The sequence below is a fragment of the Priestia sp. MDV22-iso46 genome (assembly GCF_058629175.1).
Window position 1 is genome coordinate 58,334 of record NZ_JBZVWT010000006.1, and the last position, 18,347, is coordinate 76,680.

Consider the following 18,347-nt stretch of genomic DNA (forward strand, 5'->3'; position numbering starts at 1 on the left):
CTTATTGTACACAAAATCGACAGAAAAATAAAAGAGAAAACGCAAATTAACACAATATTTACAAAAAATGATATAAATATGTAATCCTTTCGTAACATCTCCTTCCTCTATTTGCACATTTTTTATAGTATATGTAAACAATAAACAAATAGAATCCGTTTTTATCGATTGTGCCTACAAATTATTTCCCGGAATTTTGACTCTGTAAACCTTTGATATGAAAGGAAAGAGACAATTATTTCTTTCTATATAAAGGTATGATAAAGTTAAATTTACCAATAGTAATGATAGATACAATCTGTAAAAGCAGGAAAAGGAGACAAACAGATGACGGCAATTAATTGGAAAGAGGAAGTTCAAAAAAGAGAAGCTGAAATTCTAGCTGAGACGCAGCGTTTTCTACAAATTAAAAGTGTTTTGACAAGCACAGAAAAACAAGAAGAGCCATTCGGACCTGGAATTGCTCAAGCGCTTCACTTTCTTTTAAATAAAGGAAAAAATGACGGGTTTTCCGTCAAGAACGTAGACGGATATGCTGGTCATATTGAGGCAGGAGAAGGGAAAGACCTTCTTGGTATTCTTTGTCACGTAGACGTTGTTCCTGAAGGAGACGGGTGGTCGGTTGATCCATACGGCGGTGAAATAAAAGACGGGAAAATTTTTGCTAGAGGAGCAATCGATGATAAAGGCCCGACGATGGCTGCTTATTATGCGATGAAAATTGTGAAAGATTTAGGGCTTCCTCTATCTAAACGGGTGCGAATAATTATTGGAACGGATGAAGAAAGTGACTGGAGATGTGTGGACCACTACTTCAACCATGAAGAGATGCCAACTATGGGATTTGCGCCGGATGCGGATTTTCCTATCATTTTTGCTGAAAAAGGCATTACAGACGTAGAAATTCGCCAGCAGCCAATTGAAGGAACAAAGGGAAGCGTTCAGCTTACATCATTTGTCTCTGGGCGACGCTACAATATGGTTCCTGATCTTGCAACAGCTGTTCTTGAATTCCATAGTGAAACGGATATTGAAAATAAATATGATCAATTTTTAAAGGATCAGTCTTTAAAAGGTTCAATAACAGACAAGAGCGGTGTATACACACTTACTTTAGAAGGCGTTTCAGCACATGGAAGTGTGCCTGATAAAGGGAAAAATGCTGGCCTTACGCTTCTTCGCTTTTTACACACATTAGAACTTGATGAACAAGCTAATCAGTTTGTAGGTTATGCAAATGCGTATTTAGTCCAAGGTGCACTAGGAGAAAAAATGGGCTTAAATCGCAAAGATGAGGTCACGGGTGATTTAACGATAAATGTTGGAATCATGTCTTACAATCAAGAAGAAGCGGGGCACTTTGGTTTAAACATTCGCTATCCTGTATCAGCTCATATTGACGATATTATTGATACGATTAAAGAAAAAAGTGAATCTTATCAAATGACCATCAAACATTTTACAGATTCTAAACCGCATCACGTCGATCAAAAACATGAGCTTATTCAAACGCTTCAAAAGGTTTACCAAGAACAAACAAATGAAGAACCTACACTTATTTCAATTGGAGGAGGAACATATGCCAGAGCATTAGAAGCGGGTGTGGCATTTGGACCTCTTTTCCCAGGCCGTGAAGAAGTAGCGCACGAAAAAGACGAGTACATGGTAATTGAAGATTTACTTCGTGCAACAGCTATTTATGCACAGGCTATTTACGAATTAGCTAAATAAAAAAAGCGAACGCCTTTGCGTTCGCTTTTTTATTATTCAAATGAGAACAGGTCGCTTGATAAGTAACGTTCACCTGTATCGCAAGCAATACATACGACCACTTGATCAGGAGATAATTTTTTGGCTACCTCGATAGCAGCATAGCACGCAGCGCCAGATGAAGGACCGACTAAAATTCCTTCTTCAGAAGCCAAGCGTCGCGTAATATCGTAGGCTTGTTCATCTTTAATTTTTAAAATTTCATCGTAAACATCTACATTAAGCGTATCAGGAATAAACCCAGGGCTTGTTCCTACAAGCTTGTGCTTCCCAGGTCTTCCTCCAGATAATACAGGAGACCCAGCTGGTTCCACAACATGAACGGTCATATTTGGGTAGTTTTCTCTTAGGACTTCACCAGTTCCTGTAATCGTTCCCCCTGTTCCAGCAGTAGCAACAAAAGCAGATAGGTCTTTGCCTAACTCGTTCATTGCCTCAATAATTTCTTTAGCAGTCGTTTTTCGATGTGCGTCAGGGTTTGCATTATTTTCAAACTGCATGGGCATAAATGCATTTGGAATTTCTTTTGTAAGTTCTTGTGCTTTGCGGATTGCTCCAGGCATTTTCTCATCACCCGGTGTTAGAACAACTTCAGCACCATATGCTTTTAACAAGTTAATTCGTTCTTGAGTCATGGTATCTGGCATGACTAAAATAGAACGATAACCTCTTGCCGCTGCATTCATAGCTAAGCCAATACCTGTATTTCCGCTCGTTGGTTCAATAATAGTAGAATTTTCATTGAGCAAGCCTGCTTTTTCAGCTTCCACGATCATATTAAAAGCAGCACGGTCTTTTACACTACGGCTTGGATTAAAAAACTCTAGTTTTAAGTAAACGGATGCTCCATCTGCAGGTTGAAGACGATTCAACTTAACAAGGGGTGTCTCGCCAATCAAATCAGCCATATTGTTAACAACTTTCATTTTTCTCATCCTTTTCTTATAAAAATTCTCTGTATTGTTTCTATGATAACACAAATTCTTATTTTTTAAGCACATGACAAATTTTCAGAAAAACCTCTCTATTTCATCCGAAAAGGCCTTTAAAATAGATCTAGCTCTTTTTGAACATAACCAATTGGGGAAAGATAATAAAAAGAAAAGGAGCGATTTGATGAAAGGCGATAAACATTATTTTATTGGAATCAACGTGCCTGTATCCATTGCACATCAGGCAGAAAATTGGGCAAAGGAATTAATACCTTTTCCTTTCAAACAATGGACATACCCTGACGATTATCATATAACACTACAATTTTTAGGGTTTTTAGATGACAAAAAGGAAAAGCTGATTACGCGCTTAAAAGAAGTAGCCTCCCGTCATTCAAGTTTTTCGCTGCAGACAGGTCAGTACGATGTGTTCGGTGCGTATAACAAGCCTAGAGTACTTTATGTAAGCCTTAGGCCAAATGATAAGCTTATGAATCTGCAAAGGGATATACAGGCCGTATGGGAAGAACTGAGCGCCTTATACGAAAAACGTCCTTATCGTCCTCATATTACGATTGCAAAGAAGTGGGGAGGGGAAGCCGGACTTTTGGAAGAACAGTTAAAGCAAACGTCGATTGAAGAACAGTTTCAAGTAAGTTCGTTTGCCCTTTTTGAAGTTCATCCTGCTAGCAAACCTAAATATAAAAAAATACTATCTTTTTCCTTGCAGTCACAGTAGCATATGAACATACAAGCATGGAGAGAGGTTATTTAAATATCACTCTTATCAAAGGAAAGAAAACGCCGATGATAATAGAGAAATCATCGGCGAACAAAGTTTTAGAGGAATTTTAATTAGGGGATTGATGTAAACGTGGCGCAGCTACTTAAGGTGCAAGATTATATTTCCCGTTATGAAAAAGACGTTTATCACTACACGTCTCAGTTTAATCACTTAAAAAAGCATAATTGGAAGAAAGTAAAGCAATTATTTGAAGAAGGGCTATTACATGAACCGCCTGTACAAGAAGAAACAAAAGCTCAACGTTCATTTTTGCAAAAAGCAAAAGAGCGGTTTACAAGAAAAAAAGAAACGTGTGAAGTGGAAGAAGCGTTCTCTAGCGATAGCGTGGAAAATCAAGAGCTATTGAGGTTTACAACTCTTCCACAAACAGCGGAAGACTTGAAAATATTGTTTTTAGAAAATGTATTTGATCTTCAAATGAAATGGGCTACATCCACTTTATTTGAGTTCTCACAAGCAGATCGTAAATATTACCATGATGAAGCTCTCCGTTATTTTATTCAGCGCTTTCCTGATACGTGTCTCGTGATGTACAAGCCTGTTTTCATGATTAATAAAGCTCCGGTAGAAGGAGATATCATTATTGTTACTCCAACGGAAACCCTCTGTATTTGTTTAATAGAAACATATAAAAGCGCTGTTTTTCAGTATTCAAAAGAAAATTTTTGGGCAGAGTTAAGAGGAAGAGATCAAAAAAAGATATTAAATCCTTTAATTGGGTTAAATCGAACGGAGCAAATTGTCCGAAGCATCTATCGTACTCACGATATTGAACATAACGTAAAGAAAATATTGCTGAGCAGAAATGGATACATTGATTACGCTGCGGAGCCTTATCAGGTTGAATTTGTAGATGCTAGAAAGTACGAAGAGTGGTTTTATGAACTTAGGAAATCTAAAGCACCTTTAAAGTTTAAGCAGATGAAAGCAGCTCAAGTATTGCTCGAACACAGCCAGAGTATTTATTTTGACCGGGAACTCGAAGCAGGTGAATAATACGAACATTCACGCTATGAAAGTGCTTTCGTTTTTGCGTTTGCTACATATAATGCTACTAAAGAGGTAATTGGCATAAGGAGGAGAAAAGGATGACTGGTGATAATAAGTTTCAAGCTTATTTAGATCAAATAGATCGTATTACTCTTTTAGTTCCAACTTCTTATCATGAAGGTCAAATTGATTTTTTTGTGATTAAAAGTACACAAATGTATGAGACCATCTCTATTGAAAACGTACATGAATTAGAAGGTTTTATCAAATATGAAGGCAAGGTTGAAGGTAGCATAGAAATTGGACAGTCGTACGTTATCTGTGATAATTACGGGGAGAAAGTTCCGCTGCAGGTAGGAGCTGTTATACGAACCAAAGAGTTTGATGAGAGATTTTATTATAATCAAAATGATTTGGGTGCAGCATTTTATTCAGATCATATTATGATAAAAATTTGGGCCCCGACTGCATCAGCAGTGGTTTTAAAATTAATACATGCAAACAGCGGGAAAGAAGAACTGTACGTCATGGCTCGTCAAAGAAAAGGCGTATGGGAAAAGAAACTTCCCTTAGATAAAGAAGGGTATTATTATCGATTTTTAATAGATGTAAACGGCGGGACAAATGAAGCGGTGGATCCTTATGCTGTTGCAGCTACAGCAAATAGTGAATACGGAGTTCTGATAAATCTTCATACAGCCTATGTTCATCTCCATGAAAAGCCACCTTTCCTTCAGCAAACGGATGCCGTTATTTACGAAATGCACGTTCGCGATTTTTCTATTCATCCTTCAAGCGGGATAGAAAAAAAAGGTACGTACCTAGCTGTTACTGAATCAAGCGGGCAGCCAGGCAAAACAACAGGTCTTCATTATTTAAAAGAGCTAGGAGTGACCCACCTTGAATTTCTTCCTATTAACGACTTTGGCGGAGTAGATGAATTAAATCCTCATGCTTCTTATAATTGGGGGTATAATCCATTGTTGTTTAATGTACCAGAAGGAAGCTACTCCGCTGACCCTTCAAATCCCGCCACTCGTATTGCTGAAGTGAAACAATTAATATCAACACTTCATCAACAGGGATTCCGTGTTATTATAGATGTAGTTTATAATCACGTATTTGTACGAGAGGAATCATCTTTTGAAAAAATTGTTCCGGGCTATTATTTTCGACATGATGAGTTTGGGATGCCTTCGAACGGTACGGGAGTAGGAAATGATTTTGCTTCTGAACGGAAAATGGCGCAAAAGTTTATTATCGATTCAGTATTATTTTGGATAAAAGAGTACGACGTTGATGGGTTTCGCTTTGACCTCATGGGGATTTTAGATATAGAAACGATGAACATCATCCGGGAAAAAATAAATGAAATTGATTCTACTATTTTGGTGTTTGGCGAAGGCTGGGATTTAAATACTCCTCTCCCCTATAATCAAAAAGCAATTATGGCGAATGCCCGCCAAACGCCTCAAATCGGCTATTTTAATGATCGCTTTCGAGATTCTGTAAAAGGAAGCACGTTTGATGTATATGAAAAAGGTTTTATCAGCGGAAATATTCATCAAAAAGAGACCGTGCAATCTGTGATAGCGGGGAGCATTCTGGATAAAGAAGACAGCCGGGCTTTATTTATAAATCCAACACAATCAGTTAATTACGTTGAATCACATGATAATCATACGCTGTGGGATAAGTTAACGAATTCAAACGGAGAAGAAGACGAAGACAATCGTAGAAGTCGTCACCGCCTTGCTACTGCTATTGTACTTCTTTCGCAAGGCATACCGTTTCTTCATAGTGGCCAAGAGTTTTACCGCACTAAACAAGGCGTAGAGAACAGCTATAATTCACCCGATGATATTAATGCACTTGATTGGAATCGACGGATCAAATTTTCTCCTGATGTGAATTGGGTTCAAGAGCTGATTCGTATTCGCAAACAGCACGGTGCATTTCGCTTGGGAGATGCTTCAGCGATTAGGCAGCATGTCTCTTTCCTAAACACGCCGCAATCCGTTATTGGCTATTGCTTATCAAACGTATTGGCTTACGGTCCGTGGAAGAATATTATTGTGTTTTTTAATCAAGGCCTAATGGAAGAAAAAGTAGTTTTGCCAGAAGGACCATGGAAAATAGCACTTGATCATTGTAAAGTATATAAAAATGGGTATCCTACTATAGAGGATAATGCTATAAACGTTTCAAAGCTTAGCGTTCTTATTTTATTTCAAACGTAATTATTGTCTTCAACCACTTGACGAAAAAAGTGTGATGGAGATAATATTTATAAAGGATGGCTATTGATACATATCCTCAATAGCCGTCTTTTTTATTTACTAAGAAAATAACGTCATGATGTCTTAATAGATTGCTTTATTGAGTGAAATTTTTAAACGAAATGTGTGTGTTGAAATTGAAGGTGAATTGGTTGGAAGATATATTAGGAAGCGAATGGGAAATTACTCCTGCTGGCGGAGCGACAGGAGAAGCTTATTTTGCAAAATTTCAAGACCGAAAGCTTTTTTTAAAGCGTAATTCATCACCTTTTTTAGCAGTATTGTCAGCTGAAGGAATTGTACCGAAGCTCGTGTGGACAAGACGAATGGAAAATGGAGATGTGATCACAGCTCAGCACTGGCTAGATGGTCGAGAATTAAAACCAAAAGATATGAATTCGAGTCGAGTGACAGAATTGCTTAGTAAAATTCATCATTCAAACGAGTTATTAGATATGTTGAAAAGGTTGGGGAAAACACCGCTTCTTCCCGAAGACGTGCTAGCCGATATTGTAGAGAATGTGGACGAGCGACTTCAAAAAGAAAGTATTGTAGAGCAGGGAATCAGTTATTTACAAGCAGAGCTTCCGTCCGTTCAGACAGATAAATATGTTGTGTGTCACTGTGATGTGAACCACAATAACTGGATGCTTGGGGAGAATACGCAGCTATATTTAATCGACTGGGACGGAGCGATGATTGCAGATCCTGCTATTGATTTAGGTTTATTGCTTTATTGGTACATCAATCCATCTCAGTGGGAAGAATGGCTTGAGCATTATGGGGTTGAACTAACCGAGAACTTGAAAAAGAGAATGAAGTGGTATGTGATAAGTCAAACCATTTTATTCATTGAATGGCATCGTTCGAAAAATGAACGTTCTGAAATGAATTACTGGCTTGAATATCTTCGGATGTTGCTCGTCAACGACATTCAAGCACAGTAGCAAAGATTATGACAAGGTAGATAGTTCTTGGACCCATTGTGATAAATTTTGTTGATTGGTTTGAATATGTTCGTCTAAATGAGCAGCACTTTTTGCATCTTGCGTGTATTTATACACGTTTTGTAGTGTTGCTTGTACGTCTGTGCTAGCGTATCCTTTTGCTAACATTGATTGAATTAAACGTTCAACCTGTTCACATTCCGCAACCGTTCCGCAGCAATCACTTTGATGATTAGATAAAATATCTTTTAATATATTCATTTGGTGTTCGGCATTTAAAGGCATTAAGCATCATCCTTTCTCGTATGATGCTCTTATTTTTTTCTATCTAAACACAATTATGCATGAGAATGTCGGTTGTTTCGAATAACCGACATTTTCAATGCGTCAAAATACATTAAAGAGGTGCAACATGAGATTACGAAACAAACCTTGGGCAAAAGATAAAATTGCTGAAAATCCCCAATACGTGGTTCCAAACCCAGCAGAGTATAAAGGGAACTGGAAAGAGGTTTTTGGGAACGAAAATCCTCTTCATATTGAAGTAGGAACAGGAAAAGGCCAATTTTTAGTAGGGATGGCTAAACAAAATCCGCATATCAACTATATTGGAATTGAAATGTATGAAAGTGTCATCTTAAGTGCTCTAGAACGTTTGATTGAAGAAGAGCTTCCAAATTTAAAGCTGTTGAATGTAGATGCTAACCATCTTAGTGAGTTTTTTGCAAAAAATGACGTGGATCGCGTTTATCTCAATTTCTCTGATCCATGGCCAAAAAAGAGACATGCCAAACGCCGTTTAACATACAAAACGTTCTTAAGCATGTATGAAAACCTGCTGGTTGATGGTGGAGAAATTCACTTTAAAACAGATAATCAAGGGCTATTTGAATATTCATTGACAAGCTTTTCAGAATATGGGCTTTTACTCAAATACATTAGCTTAGATTTGCATAAAAGCGATTTTGAAGGCAATGTTATGACGGAATATGAAGAGAAATTTTCACAAAAAGGCAGCCGCATTTACCGCTGTGAAGTAAAATACCTGAACGAAAAAGACTGAGTTCCTCAGTCTTTTTTTGTTCAAAAAGAGAAGGAGATAGTGATAAAATAAAAAGGAATATAATGGAGGTGTAAAATGGAAACGTTAACAATAGGCGAATTAAAAGTGACATGGCTTCGTGGAGGGAATAATCATTTAGACGGGGGAGCAATGTTCGGTGTTGTTCCAAAAGAGCTTTGGACAAAAAAGTATCCTATCTCAGAAGGAAATCGAATTCCAATGAGGACGGATCCTTTGCTCGTTCAAACTGAAAAACACCTCATGTTAATTGATGCAGGCATAGGGAATGGTATGTTGGATGAGAAAAAAAAGCGTCATTTTGGTGTAACAGAAGAATCATTTATTGCTGAAGATTTACAAAAGTTAGGGTTTACGTGCGAAGATATTACTCACGTCATTATGACGCATCTTCACTTTGATCATGTGTCAGGCTTAACAAAATGTAGCAACGGACATTTTTCCTCTGCTTTTCCAAATGCAAGAATCTTTGTTAGTGAAATCGAGTGGAATGAAATGAGAAATCCTAATATACGTTCTAAAAATACGTATTGGAAACAAAATTGGGAATTTATTCAGCATCAAGTAATAACATTTAGCGACAAAGATGAAATTGTGCCTGGAGTAACGGCTCATCATACCGGCGGTCACAGCGATGGTCATGCTGTAGTTGTATTAAAAGGAAACAATGACATCTTAGTGCATATGGGCGATCTTTTGCCAACACATGCACATCAAAATGTCTTATGGGTAATGGCATATGATGATTATCCAATGACTTCGATTGAACAAAAGCAGCAGTGGCTAGCTTATGCCTATGAGAATCAAGCTTGGCTAAGTTTTTATCATGATGCTTTTTATCGAGCTGTAAAATGGGATAATAAAGGAGAAATAGTTGACGAAATTAAACGGATGCATTCAGCGTCAATTCAATAATAGAACCGCTTTTTTTATCAATGAAAAACTCGTAATGTTCCTGTTTTGCATCACGTGTTCTGATAATTCCACCTGTATAACCATAAAAAGAGAGACCATGTTTTTGAATGACTTTAGTCGTTGTTTCAATCCATGAGCCGTCGATTGCCCCATTTTGTTTAAAAGCGCTTTTAACAATCGTAAGGGCTTCCGATGAGGAAATTGACGACTTTCTTTTTTGAAGAATATAAGCGCTTGCAAATCCGACTGCAGCTCCTGCTATTAGTTGAGTCCATTTCACGTTATTCACCTGCTTTTTAAGGATATGTTTTCATCATTATATCAAATTGTCGAATGCTTTGTTAAGTTGAGTTATAGAAGAGAAGGACAGAACTAGCAACTATTTCCGGTTTTCGATACAATAAAGAAAATGATACATAAAGGAGAGTATATATGAACAATGAAACGCTATCTCTATTTAAAACATTAACGGAGTTACCAGGTGCCGCTGGAAACGAACATCAAGTACGTTCATTTATGCGCTCGCAAATTGAACCCCTTGTAGATGAAGTCATTCAAGATGGGTTAGGAAGTTTATTCGGCGTGCGCTATAATGAAGAAAAAGGTCCTAAAGTAATGGTAGCAGGGCATATGGACGAAGTAGGATTTATGGTTACGTCTGTAACAGATAAAGGAATGCTTCGTTTTCAAACTCTAGGAGGATGGTGGAGTCAAGTACTGCTAGCTCAACGCGTCCATGTTGTTACTAAAAAAGGTCCTATCACCGGCGTAATTGCTTCTATCCCTCCCCATTTATTAGACGAATCACAGCGCAACAAGCCAATGGCCATTAAAAATATGATGATTGATGTGGGCGCAGATAGCAAGCAGGAAGTAGCAGAAATGGGCATTCGTCCTGGCGATCAAATTGTACCGATTTGTCCGTTTACGCCAATGGCAAATGAAAAGAAAATACTGGCAAAAGCATGGGATAACCGCTATGGGTGCGGACTTGCGATTGAATTATTAAAAGAAGTAAAAAATGAAAAATTGCCAAATATCTTATATTCTGGAGCTACTGTGCAAGAAGAAGTAGGGCTTCGCGGTGCTCAATCAGCTGCGAATATGATTAAACCGGATTTGTTTTATGCACTAGATGCTAGTCCAGCTAACGATACATCAGGCGATAAAAATGCGTTTGGACAATTAGGAAAAGGCGTATTACTTCGTATCTTTGACCGTACGATGGTCACACATAGAGGAATGAGAGAATTTATTTTAGATACAGCTGAGACAAACAGCATCCCTTATCAATACTTTGTTTCTCCAGGAGGTACGGATGCAGGGCGCGTTCATACTTCTAATAATGGAGTTCCTTCTGCGGTAATCGGCGTATGTTCACGTTATATTCATACTCATGCGTCTATGATTCATGTAGATGACTATGCAGCCGCAAAAGAATTACTAGTCAAACTTGTACGTTCTACAGACCAAACAACGCTCGATACGATTAAGCAAAACGGATAAAAAAGAACAAAGCAGCTGCTTTTGCGGTTGCTTTGTTTCATAATGACAGGAGAAAAAAATGAAAATTGCAATCGGAACGAAAAATCCAACAAAAGTAAATGCAGTAAAAAAAGTATTTGGAGATACTTTTACATATGTAGAGGTAGCCGTGCAGTCTGGGGTGTCGCCACAGCCTTTTTCTGACGAAGAAACCATCCAAGGAGCGGTTAACCGCGCGCGTGCTGCTGTCAAAAAGGCAGGTGCTGATATTGGTATTGGGCTTGAAGGAGGGGTGCAGGAAACACCTCATGGCTTATTCCTTTGCAATTGGGGAAGTCTTGTTACCTCTAAGGACCTTGAACCGATTTTAGGTGGAGGAGCTCGTATTCGGCTTCCTGAAGCGGTAGCCGGTATGCTTCGTCATGATAAAAAAGAATTAGCCGAAGCTATGGAAGTGTATACAAACCAAAAGAATATTCGAAAAAAAGAAGGAGCAATCGGTATTTTCACCAATGGAAATTTAGATCGGACCGCTATGTTTTATCAGGTTGTTTTAATGCTAAAAGGACAGCTGGATTTTAGGACAAATCAAGCTGTTCAATAGGAAATTTCTTTGTAACCCTTTATAATAGAAAAGCATCAGTGTATGATAGTTGCAACAACTCATATACTATGTTTTGATGTAGAAGGATTAAATAATGTATAGGGCTTTAGCCGTTTAAATACGAAAGTCAAAGAAAAAGTGGAGGAAGAAAAATGGAAAAAATGCAAACAATTGAACAATACAAAGAAATCATTAAAGAAGGAAAACATATCATGATGTTTTCAGCAGACTGGTGCCCAGATTGCCGAGTAATCGAGCCTGTGCTTCCAGAAATTGAGGCCAATCATAGCGAGTATACATTTCACTATGTCGATCGTGACGACTTTATTGATCTTTGTGCAGAATTAAGCATCTTTGGAATTCCAAGCTTTGTTGGTTACAGCAACGGAGAAGAAACAGGGCGTTTTGTCAGCAAAGATCGTAAAACAAAAGAAGAAATTGAAGAGTTTATTAACGGCTTAAATGCATAAATCAAGTGAAGACTGATAGCGATTTACAGCTATCAGTCTTCATACATAAAAATGAGAAAAGGAGGCGTAAATATGGCGAAAATGAATAGTCAAAAGATGAGAAAACTACTAGAAGAGCGATTAACGGGTGCGGATTGGTCATTTTTATTTGATCGTGAAAAAGATACGCTGCGCGTTGAACATCAGGAAACGAAAAAAGGTGTAACCATTTCTTTACCTGGGCTAATTGCAAAATGGGAAGAAAAAAAGGAAGCGGCTCTAGATGAAATGGTATATTATATAAAAGAAGCTCTTCGTGTTATGAACGATGAACAGCAGGTAACGGGAAAAGAAAAGCGCATTTATCCAGTTATTCGCTCAACGTCTTTTCCAGATAAATCGAATGAAGACGTGCCGTTGATTTATGATGAACATACAGCTGAAACACGCATTTATTATGCGCTTGATTTAGGCAATACATATCGTCTATTAGATGAGAAACTAATTCGTAAGGAAGATTTAGATCTATCCGCAGTGCGGGAAATGGCTAAATTTAATCTTCGCTCTTTGCCGATTTCACATAAAAAAGATACGGTAGCAGGCAATGACTTTTATTTTGTAAATCAGAACGATGGATACGATGCAAGCCGAATTCTTAACGAGGCATTTTTGCAAGATTTTGCTTCTAGTGTTTCGGGCACAATGGCTGTAGCAGTACCTCATCAAGATGTGCTGATTCTAGCTGATATCCAAAACGAAACGGGTTATGATATTCTTGCGCAAATGACCATGAGCTTTTTTGCAAGTGGACGTGTACCCATCACAGCTCTTTCATTTTTATACGAAAACGGTGAGCTAGAACCTATTTTTATTCTAGGAAAAAATCGAAGTAAAGGACGGGACTAATTATGAATCTTTTTTATAATAAAGAAGGTATCGGCGATACGTTAATCGTCAAGCTAGAAGATATCGCAATTGAAAATCGTACGTTTGAAACAAAAGGCGACGTTGTGCGTATATTTGATCAAAAATCAAATACAACAGCTGGCTATAACATCTTTCATGCTTCTTCTAAGTTAAAAGTAGAGGGAAATGGTTCTCTTGAATTAACAGAAGAAATGGTGGAAGAAGTAAATCATGTACTTAGCGAAAGCGGTTTTGAAGGTAAACTTGAAGTGGATTTATCTCCTAAATTTGTAGTGGGATATGTTCAAGAAAAAGAAAAGCATCCAAATGCAGATAAGCTGAACATCTGTAAAGTAGATGTTGGCACGGAAACACTTCAAATTGTGTGTGGAGCACCAAATGTAGACGCAGGTCAAAAAGTCGTGGTAGCAAAAGTAGGAGCGGTTATGCCAAGTGGTATGATCATTAAAGATGCAGAGCTGCGCGGTGTACCTTCTTCAGGTATGATTTGCTCTGCTAAAGAGCTGGCGCTTCCGAACGCTCCTCAAGAAAAAGGGATTTTAGTACTTGAAGATAAATATGAAGTAGGTCAACCTTTTCAAGCATAAAAGCAGAGTGCCATACTGATTTATAGGGCAAAAGCATGATGTTTTTTTACACGTATATTTCAAAGCGTTACAGTTGCTGAAAAGCAATTGTCAATTCTTAAAAAGGTTTGATAAAATTAAAAGCCACTAGTATATACTAGTGGCTTTTTTCGCGTTTAATTATGAGTGCTAACTAGACGCGAAAAAATATTTTTGCAAAGAGGAATTTTACTGTATAAATAAGGGAAGCAAAATAGTAGATTTTATAGTAAGAGTTCAAGCATACGTGATAGAATGATAAATGAAAAGATAGTATATATATCCATCTCAGAGAATACTTTGAGGCCAAAGGTAAATAAAGGATGCATGGATAGCTTTTTGTAGATATCGCAGCACTGCGGTATAAGAGGCTAAACGAAGTAAGATAGTCTGATAGAAAGAGTGATAAAAATGGGTTTTGTACGAAAAGTAATGGATTATTTACTAGGATACGAAGTGAAAGAAATCGTTGTAGACGAACATGGAAATACAACGGAAGAATACCCTTTAAATAGAGAAAAAACAATTCCTAAAAAGAAGGCTCCTAAGCCTAAACAAATGCAGTCAGTTCATCAAAAGCCAGTGATGAAAGTAGCGCCAAAACCTTCTGTTCCACACTCGGCCAGAACGCAAAAGCGGAGTTACAGTGAAGAGCAGCAAGATGTTCATACAAAAGTAGCTTATCAATATCCAAAAGGAACGTTTCGTTTTCCTTTAATTGATGATACGGGAGAAGCAAAAAAGGCAGCAGTTCCTAAAAATGAACCAAGGCCTGTAGCAAAAAAGGCACCGGCTCCGTTTTATCAAGAGCCTGCTCGCAAGTCGGCGCTAACACAGCCTAAGTCAGTATCTCAGCCGTTAAAAACGGTATCTGAAAAGAAAGAAGCGGTTCCGCAAGTAAGAAAACGTCCGTTTCGTCCGACTGAAATTCCTTCACCTGTCTATGGGTTTAATAAGCGGCCTTCTAATGTTGTACAAAATGGAAGTGAGGAAGTAGTAGAATATGAGCTTCCGAGTACACAGTTATCAAAAGCAGCGTTTGAAGATGAAATTTACCGACGAGCGATGAATACAGCTGTTGTAGAGCCGTTAAGAAAACCAGTTTCTAAGCCTATAGCCGAAGAAGCACCGATTCAAGAAACAGAAGAAATGATGCAACTGTCTTCTCAGCGTTTTGCTCAGTGGAAGCAATATGAGGAAAATCAAAAAGAGAAGCTATCATTTCCTGAAGAAAAGCCAAGTTCTTCAGTAGCCGTAAAAGAACAGGAAGAGGTGCCAACTTTTGAAGAATCACACGCGGTCGAACCGTTAGTGGGACAAGAGAGAACTCTTGACTGGGATTTAGCGAAAGGTATGACAGCGGCCGAAGAAGTTACAATTTCAGAGGAACCGCGCCCGTCTGAATCATCAGTTTCTCTCCAACAAGAGATAGGAAATGAGACTGAAGAAGTAGAAGCAGAAACGTTGATGGACGGAAGCGCAGTGTTTTTACAAGCAGCAGAAGAAGTAGAAGTAGAAGCACTAAAGCCTAGAAAGAAAGAAGAAGCTCCAGCTGCTGAGAAAGAAAGTGACGTCATTCTAGAAGAGCCAGCAAACAGTGTTCATATGGAAGCAGAACATGAGCTGAATTCTGAAAGTTTAAATTCATCGCAACCCGCAGCTGATGAATGGCAACCAGAAGCGGCATCGGCTGTTGTTCACCAAGAGCTTGAAAATTCGGTGATAAAAGAGGAAGAGAGCAGTATGCAGGAAAGTCAAGAGTTACAAGAACAAGTACAGCAAGAGTCAGCTGTAGAACCTCTTGTACCTGCAGAACAGCCAGGAAATGCTGAACGAGCTCGCGGTAAGCGATTAGTGCCTTTTAACGTGATGATGCTGAAAAAAGACCGCACAAAGATGGATAACAGCGCTCGAGAAAAAAGTCAGCCGTCTCAAGGTTCATACCAAAGGCAGGAGGCAGAAGCTCTGCAAAAAAAAACGGAAGTAAGTAGGCAAGAAGAAGTTCACGGTGAAAAAACCAAAGAAGCGGTTCCACAGGCTTCGTTAAAAGCTGAAGAACCTGTAAATGTAAAGGCTTCTTCTCCTTATGCATTTCCTGGAATGAACTTGCTTAACATTCCTCCAGCTGCTATTGAAGAAGATAATCAATGGGCGGATGAGCAGCGTGAGCTTTTGGATATGACATTAAAAAACTTTAACGTTCGAGCTAAGGTCGTAAACGTCACGCAAGGTCCTACCGTGACCAGATTTGAAGTACATCCTGAACCCGGTGTGAAAGTGAACAAAATTACGAATTTAACAGATGATATTAAACTGAGCCTAGCCGCGCGTGATATCCGAATTGAAGCGCCAATTCCAGGGAAAAATACGATTGGAATTGAAGTGCCAAATCGTCAAAGTAAGCCGGTGTTAATTCGTGAAATTTTGAGGCATCCTTCTTTTAGAAAAGATAACTCTCCTTTAACGGTGGCGTTAGGGTTAGATATTTCAGGAACGCCGGTTGTGACTGACTTGAATAAAATGCCTCACGGTTTGATTGCCGGAGCGACAGGGTCTGGTAAAAGCGTGTGTATTAATACTATTATCGTCAGCTTGCTTTATAAAGCTGCGCCGCACGAAGTCAAGCTTATGTTAATTGACCCTAAAATGGTTGAGCTAGCTCCTTACAACGGTATTCCGCATTTAGTCAGCCCGGTTATCACGGATGCTAAAGCAGCTACTACAGCTTTAAAATGGGCAGTAGAGGAAATGGAGCGCCGTTATGAATTGTTTGCACATGCGGGCGTACGTGATATTACAAAATACAACGAACGTGTAAAAGAACATAATGAAAAAAGCGGGGAGCTGCCATATCTAGTTATTATTATTGATGAACTTGCCGACTTAATGATGGTATCTCCTGGGGAAGTAGAGGAAGCTATTTGCCGTATTGCACAAAAGGCAAGAGCATGTGGCATTCACTTATTGCTTGCAACGCAGCGTCCTTCCGTAGATGTGATTACAGGCTTAATTAAAGCGAATGTGCCAACGCGTATTGCATTTTCTGTTTCTTCGCAAGTTGATTCACGTACAATTATCGACACAGGGGGAGCAGAGAAGCTACTAGGTAAAGGTGATATGCTGCTTCTTGAAAACGGCTCTTCTAAAAGCGTTCGAATTCAAGGGAACTTTGTTTCAGATGAAGAAATTGACCGCGTTGTAGATCATGTCAAAAAACAAATGAAGCCAACATACTTATTTGATCAAGAAGATTTGTTGAAAAAGCAGCAAAGCTTTGCTTCAAATGAAGAAGATGAGCTTTTCTATGAAGCATGCGAGTTTGTGCTAGATCAAGGCGGTGCATCTACTTCCAGTCTGCAAAGACGCTTCAGAATGGGGTACAATCGCGCAGCGCGCCTAATTGATATGATGGAGCAGCAAGGAATTATTTCAGAAGCAAGAGGAAGCAAGCCGAGAGATGTGCTCATTACCGAAAACGAGCTTCAGGAAATGGAAAGTCAAACAGCCACTTCTACATTTTAAGCTGTTTTTCTACATGTAGGTTAAAAAAGAGGCTATGCAAAATCAGCAGAATACAGCATTGTGTGAGCTAACGCTCTGTCACTGTATCCGTGGCCTCTTGTTTTTCTGCTTTAAGTTCGTTTATACAGAATTTGAGTAGAGATTTTGGAAGAAATCCATCAAGAAAAAAAGGAAAAGGTTTGTCAGAACTAGTAAAATGATTTACTATATGTAAGGATAATGTGTGTTTTGCTTTTTTAGCATGTGATAGTTTGCTATCATTTCTCACCAGCAGAAACATATGAGCTGAAGGCGTATAAAGAGGACAAACTAAAATAATTAGAGTACGAGTGAAGAGTAATGACAGAAGAAAATCATGAACTGATTAACTTTAATGAAATTCGTGAACAAAAGCAGCTTCAGTCTGATAATGCTATTTGCGACTTTTACAATCAATATTTCTTTTTTGTGAACCGCTATACGAATATACGAGAAAAAGTGCGGGCTTCACATTTATTTAAAGAGTTAGTAAACTTGCCTCATGAGGCGCCTCTGTCTGATTCCCATGAACAATTATTTTTTCAGTGGTTTGCATTTGAATATGTAACCATTCAGGGGAAAACCCTGCTGCAGCTTTTTTTAGCTGATCAGGCGAAGCAGAAAACAGAGTCGTTTTTGATTCAAGGAGCCTTTTTTTTGACGAGTGTACTAGAGCCAATTATTGTGTCTAAAGTACCTAATTCGTTTTTCTTAAAAGGATATACCCCATTGACAAATGAGCAGGTTATCATCAAAGATGTAAGAGGAAGATTTGCAAATTTAGAGGAACAACAAGTAATTTGGATTCGAAAAATAAAATCAATCGGATATGACGTGTTAATTGACTCTTTCTTTTTAGGACATAAACAACGCATTGAACAGTTAGTAACGCAATATAATGACAAAAAAAATGCAATGACATGGCGCTCGTTTTTAAAACAGCAGGCTATATACTATGTGATGAAGCCAAAATAAAAGGCCGTTTCGCAAGGCAAGAGAGTAGAAATGGAGTCATGGA

At 38.5% G+C, this 18,347-nt stretch carries 17 protein-coding genes; 14 read left to right on the forward strand and 3 right to left on the reverse strand.

The window, feature by feature from the left end:
• Positions 1 to 327 precede the first annotated feature (327 nt).
• The gene (pepV, locus tag AC4NPH_RS23775) at positions 328 to 1,731 is read left to right on the forward strand and encodes a dipeptidase PepV (protein ID WP_013059516.1); all 1,404 of its coding nucleotides are present in this window, start codon (positions 328 to 330) and stop codon (positions 1,729 to 1,731) included.
• A 32-nt stretch (positions 1,732 to 1,763) separates the two neighbouring features.
• On the opposite strand, the gene cysK is transcribed toward pepV, so the two are convergent.
• Positions 1,764 to 2,696: a cysteine synthase A gene (cysK, locus tag AC4NPH_RS23780; protein WP_013059515.1), complete on the reverse strand. Its 933-nt coding sequence runs from the start codon at positions 2,694 to 2,696 to the stop codon at positions 1,764 to 1,766.
• A 190-nt stretch (positions 2,697 to 2,886) separates the two neighbouring features.
• Between cysK and thpR the strand changes: the two genes are divergently transcribed.
• From thpR to AC4NPH_RS23800, 4 genes are all read left to right on the forward strand, one after another.
• Entirely contained in the window at positions 2,887 to 3,441 is a 555-nt protein-coding gene (thpR, locus tag AC4NPH_RS23785) for an RNA 2',3'-cyclic phosphodiesterase (protein WP_029319955.1), read from the forward strand.
• 135 nt (positions 3,442 to 3,576) lie between these two features.
• On the forward strand, positions 3,577 to 4,503 hold the full coding sequence (locus tag AC4NPH_RS23790) for a hypothetical protein (RefSeq protein WP_055992431.1): 927 nt from the start codon (positions 3,577 to 3,579) through the stop codon (positions 4,501 to 4,503).
• A 92-nt stretch (positions 4,504 to 4,595) separates the two neighbouring features.
• Positions 4,596 to 6,737, forward strand: coding sequence for a type I pullulanase (gene pulA, locus AC4NPH_RS23795; protein ID WP_098197318.1), 2,142 nt, complete (start codon positions 4,596 to 4,598; stop codon positions 6,735 to 6,737).
• Positions 6,738 to 6,898: 161 nt separating this feature from the next.
• Positions 6,899 to 7,723 carry a phosphotransferase family protein gene (locus tag AC4NPH_RS23800; protein ID WP_223269002.1) on the forward strand — a complete coding sequence of 275 codons (825 nt, stop codon included), beginning with the start codon at positions 6,899 to 6,901 and terminating at the stop codon, positions 7,721 to 7,723.
• A gap of 6 nt (positions 7,724 to 7,729) precedes the next feature.
• Here the strand turns inward: AC4NPH_RS23800 and AC4NPH_RS23805 are convergent, their stop codons facing one another.
• Positions 7,730 to 8,008: a YtzH-like family protein gene (locus AC4NPH_RS23805; protein ID WP_013059510.1), complete on the reverse strand. Its 279-nt coding sequence runs from the start codon at positions 8,006 to 8,008 to the stop codon at positions 7,730 to 7,732.
• Between the two features lie 127 nt (positions 8,009 to 8,135).
• Here AC4NPH_RS23805 and trmB point away from each other — a divergent pair, with 127 nt between their 5' ends.
• A complete protein-coding gene (gene trmB, locus AC4NPH_RS23810) occupies positions 8,136 to 8,786 on the forward strand; it encodes a tRNA (guanosine(46)-N7)-methyltransferase TrmB (protein ID WP_013059509.1) in 651 nt (216 codons plus the stop codon).
• Between the two features lie 75 nt (positions 8,787 to 8,861).
• Positions 8,862 to 9,719 carry a YtnP family quorum-quenching lactonase gene (locus tag AC4NPH_RS23815; protein ID WP_013059508.1) on the forward strand — a complete coding sequence of 286 codons (858 nt, stop codon included), beginning with the start codon at positions 8,862 to 8,864 and terminating at the stop codon, positions 9,717 to 9,719.
• Here the strand turns inward: AC4NPH_RS23815 and AC4NPH_RS23820 are convergent.
• The gene (locus tag AC4NPH_RS23820) at positions 9,688 to 9,999 is read right to left on the reverse strand and encodes a PepSY domain-containing protein (RefSeq protein ID WP_013059507.1); all 312 of its coding nucleotides are present in this window, start codon (positions 9,997 to 9,999) and stop codon (positions 9,688 to 9,690) included. The genes AC4NPH_RS23815 and AC4NPH_RS23820 overlap by 32 nt on opposite strands.
• 152 nt (positions 10,000 to 10,151) lie before the next feature.
• On the opposite strand from AC4NPH_RS23820, the gene AC4NPH_RS23825 reads away from it, so the two are divergent.
• The 7 genes from AC4NPH_RS23825 (at position 10,152) to AC4NPH_RS23855 (ending at position 18,304) form a co-directional block, all read left to right on the forward strand.
• On the forward strand, positions 10,152 to 11,225 hold the full coding sequence (locus AC4NPH_RS23825; protein ID WP_013059506.1) for a M42 family metallopeptidase: 1,074 nt from the start codon (positions 10,152 to 10,154) through the stop codon (positions 11,223 to 11,225).
• Between the two features lie 58 nt (positions 11,226 to 11,283).
• Complete coding sequence (locus AC4NPH_RS23830) at positions 11,284 to 11,808, forward strand: DUF84 family protein (protein WP_098197316.1); 525 nt, start codon at positions 11,284 to 11,286, stop codon at positions 11,806 to 11,808.
• A gap of 152 nt (positions 11,809 to 11,960) precedes the next feature.
• The gene (locus AC4NPH_RS23835) at positions 11,961 to 12,278 is read left to right on the forward strand and encodes a thioredoxin family protein (protein WP_013059504.1); all 318 of its coding nucleotides are present in this window, start codon (positions 11,961 to 11,963) and stop codon (positions 12,276 to 12,278) included.
• Positions 12,279 to 12,359: 81 nt separating this feature from the next.
• Entirely contained in the window at positions 12,360 to 13,163 is an 804-nt protein-coding gene (locus AC4NPH_RS23840; protein ID WP_013059503.1) for a DUF1444 domain-containing protein, read from the forward strand.
• Between the two features lie 2 nt (positions 13,164 to 13,165).
• Positions 13,166 to 13,771, forward strand: a complete 606-nt coding sequence (gene ytpR, locus AC4NPH_RS23845) for a YtpR family tRNA-binding protein (RefSeq protein ID WP_013059502.1) — start codon at positions 13,166 to 13,168, stop codon at positions 13,769 to 13,771.
• Positions 13,772 to 14,200: 429 nt separating this feature from the next.
• Entirely contained in the window at positions 14,201 to 17,311 is a 3,111-nt protein-coding gene (locus AC4NPH_RS23850; protein WP_098197314.1) for a DNA translocase FtsK, read from the forward strand.
• Positions 17,312 to 17,650: 339 nt separating this feature from the next.
• A complete protein-coding gene (locus AC4NPH_RS23855; protein ID WP_013059500.1) occupies positions 17,651 to 18,304 on the forward strand; it encodes a hypothetical protein in 654 nt (217 codons plus the stop codon).
• Positions 18,305 to 18,347: the final 43 nt, after the last annotated feature.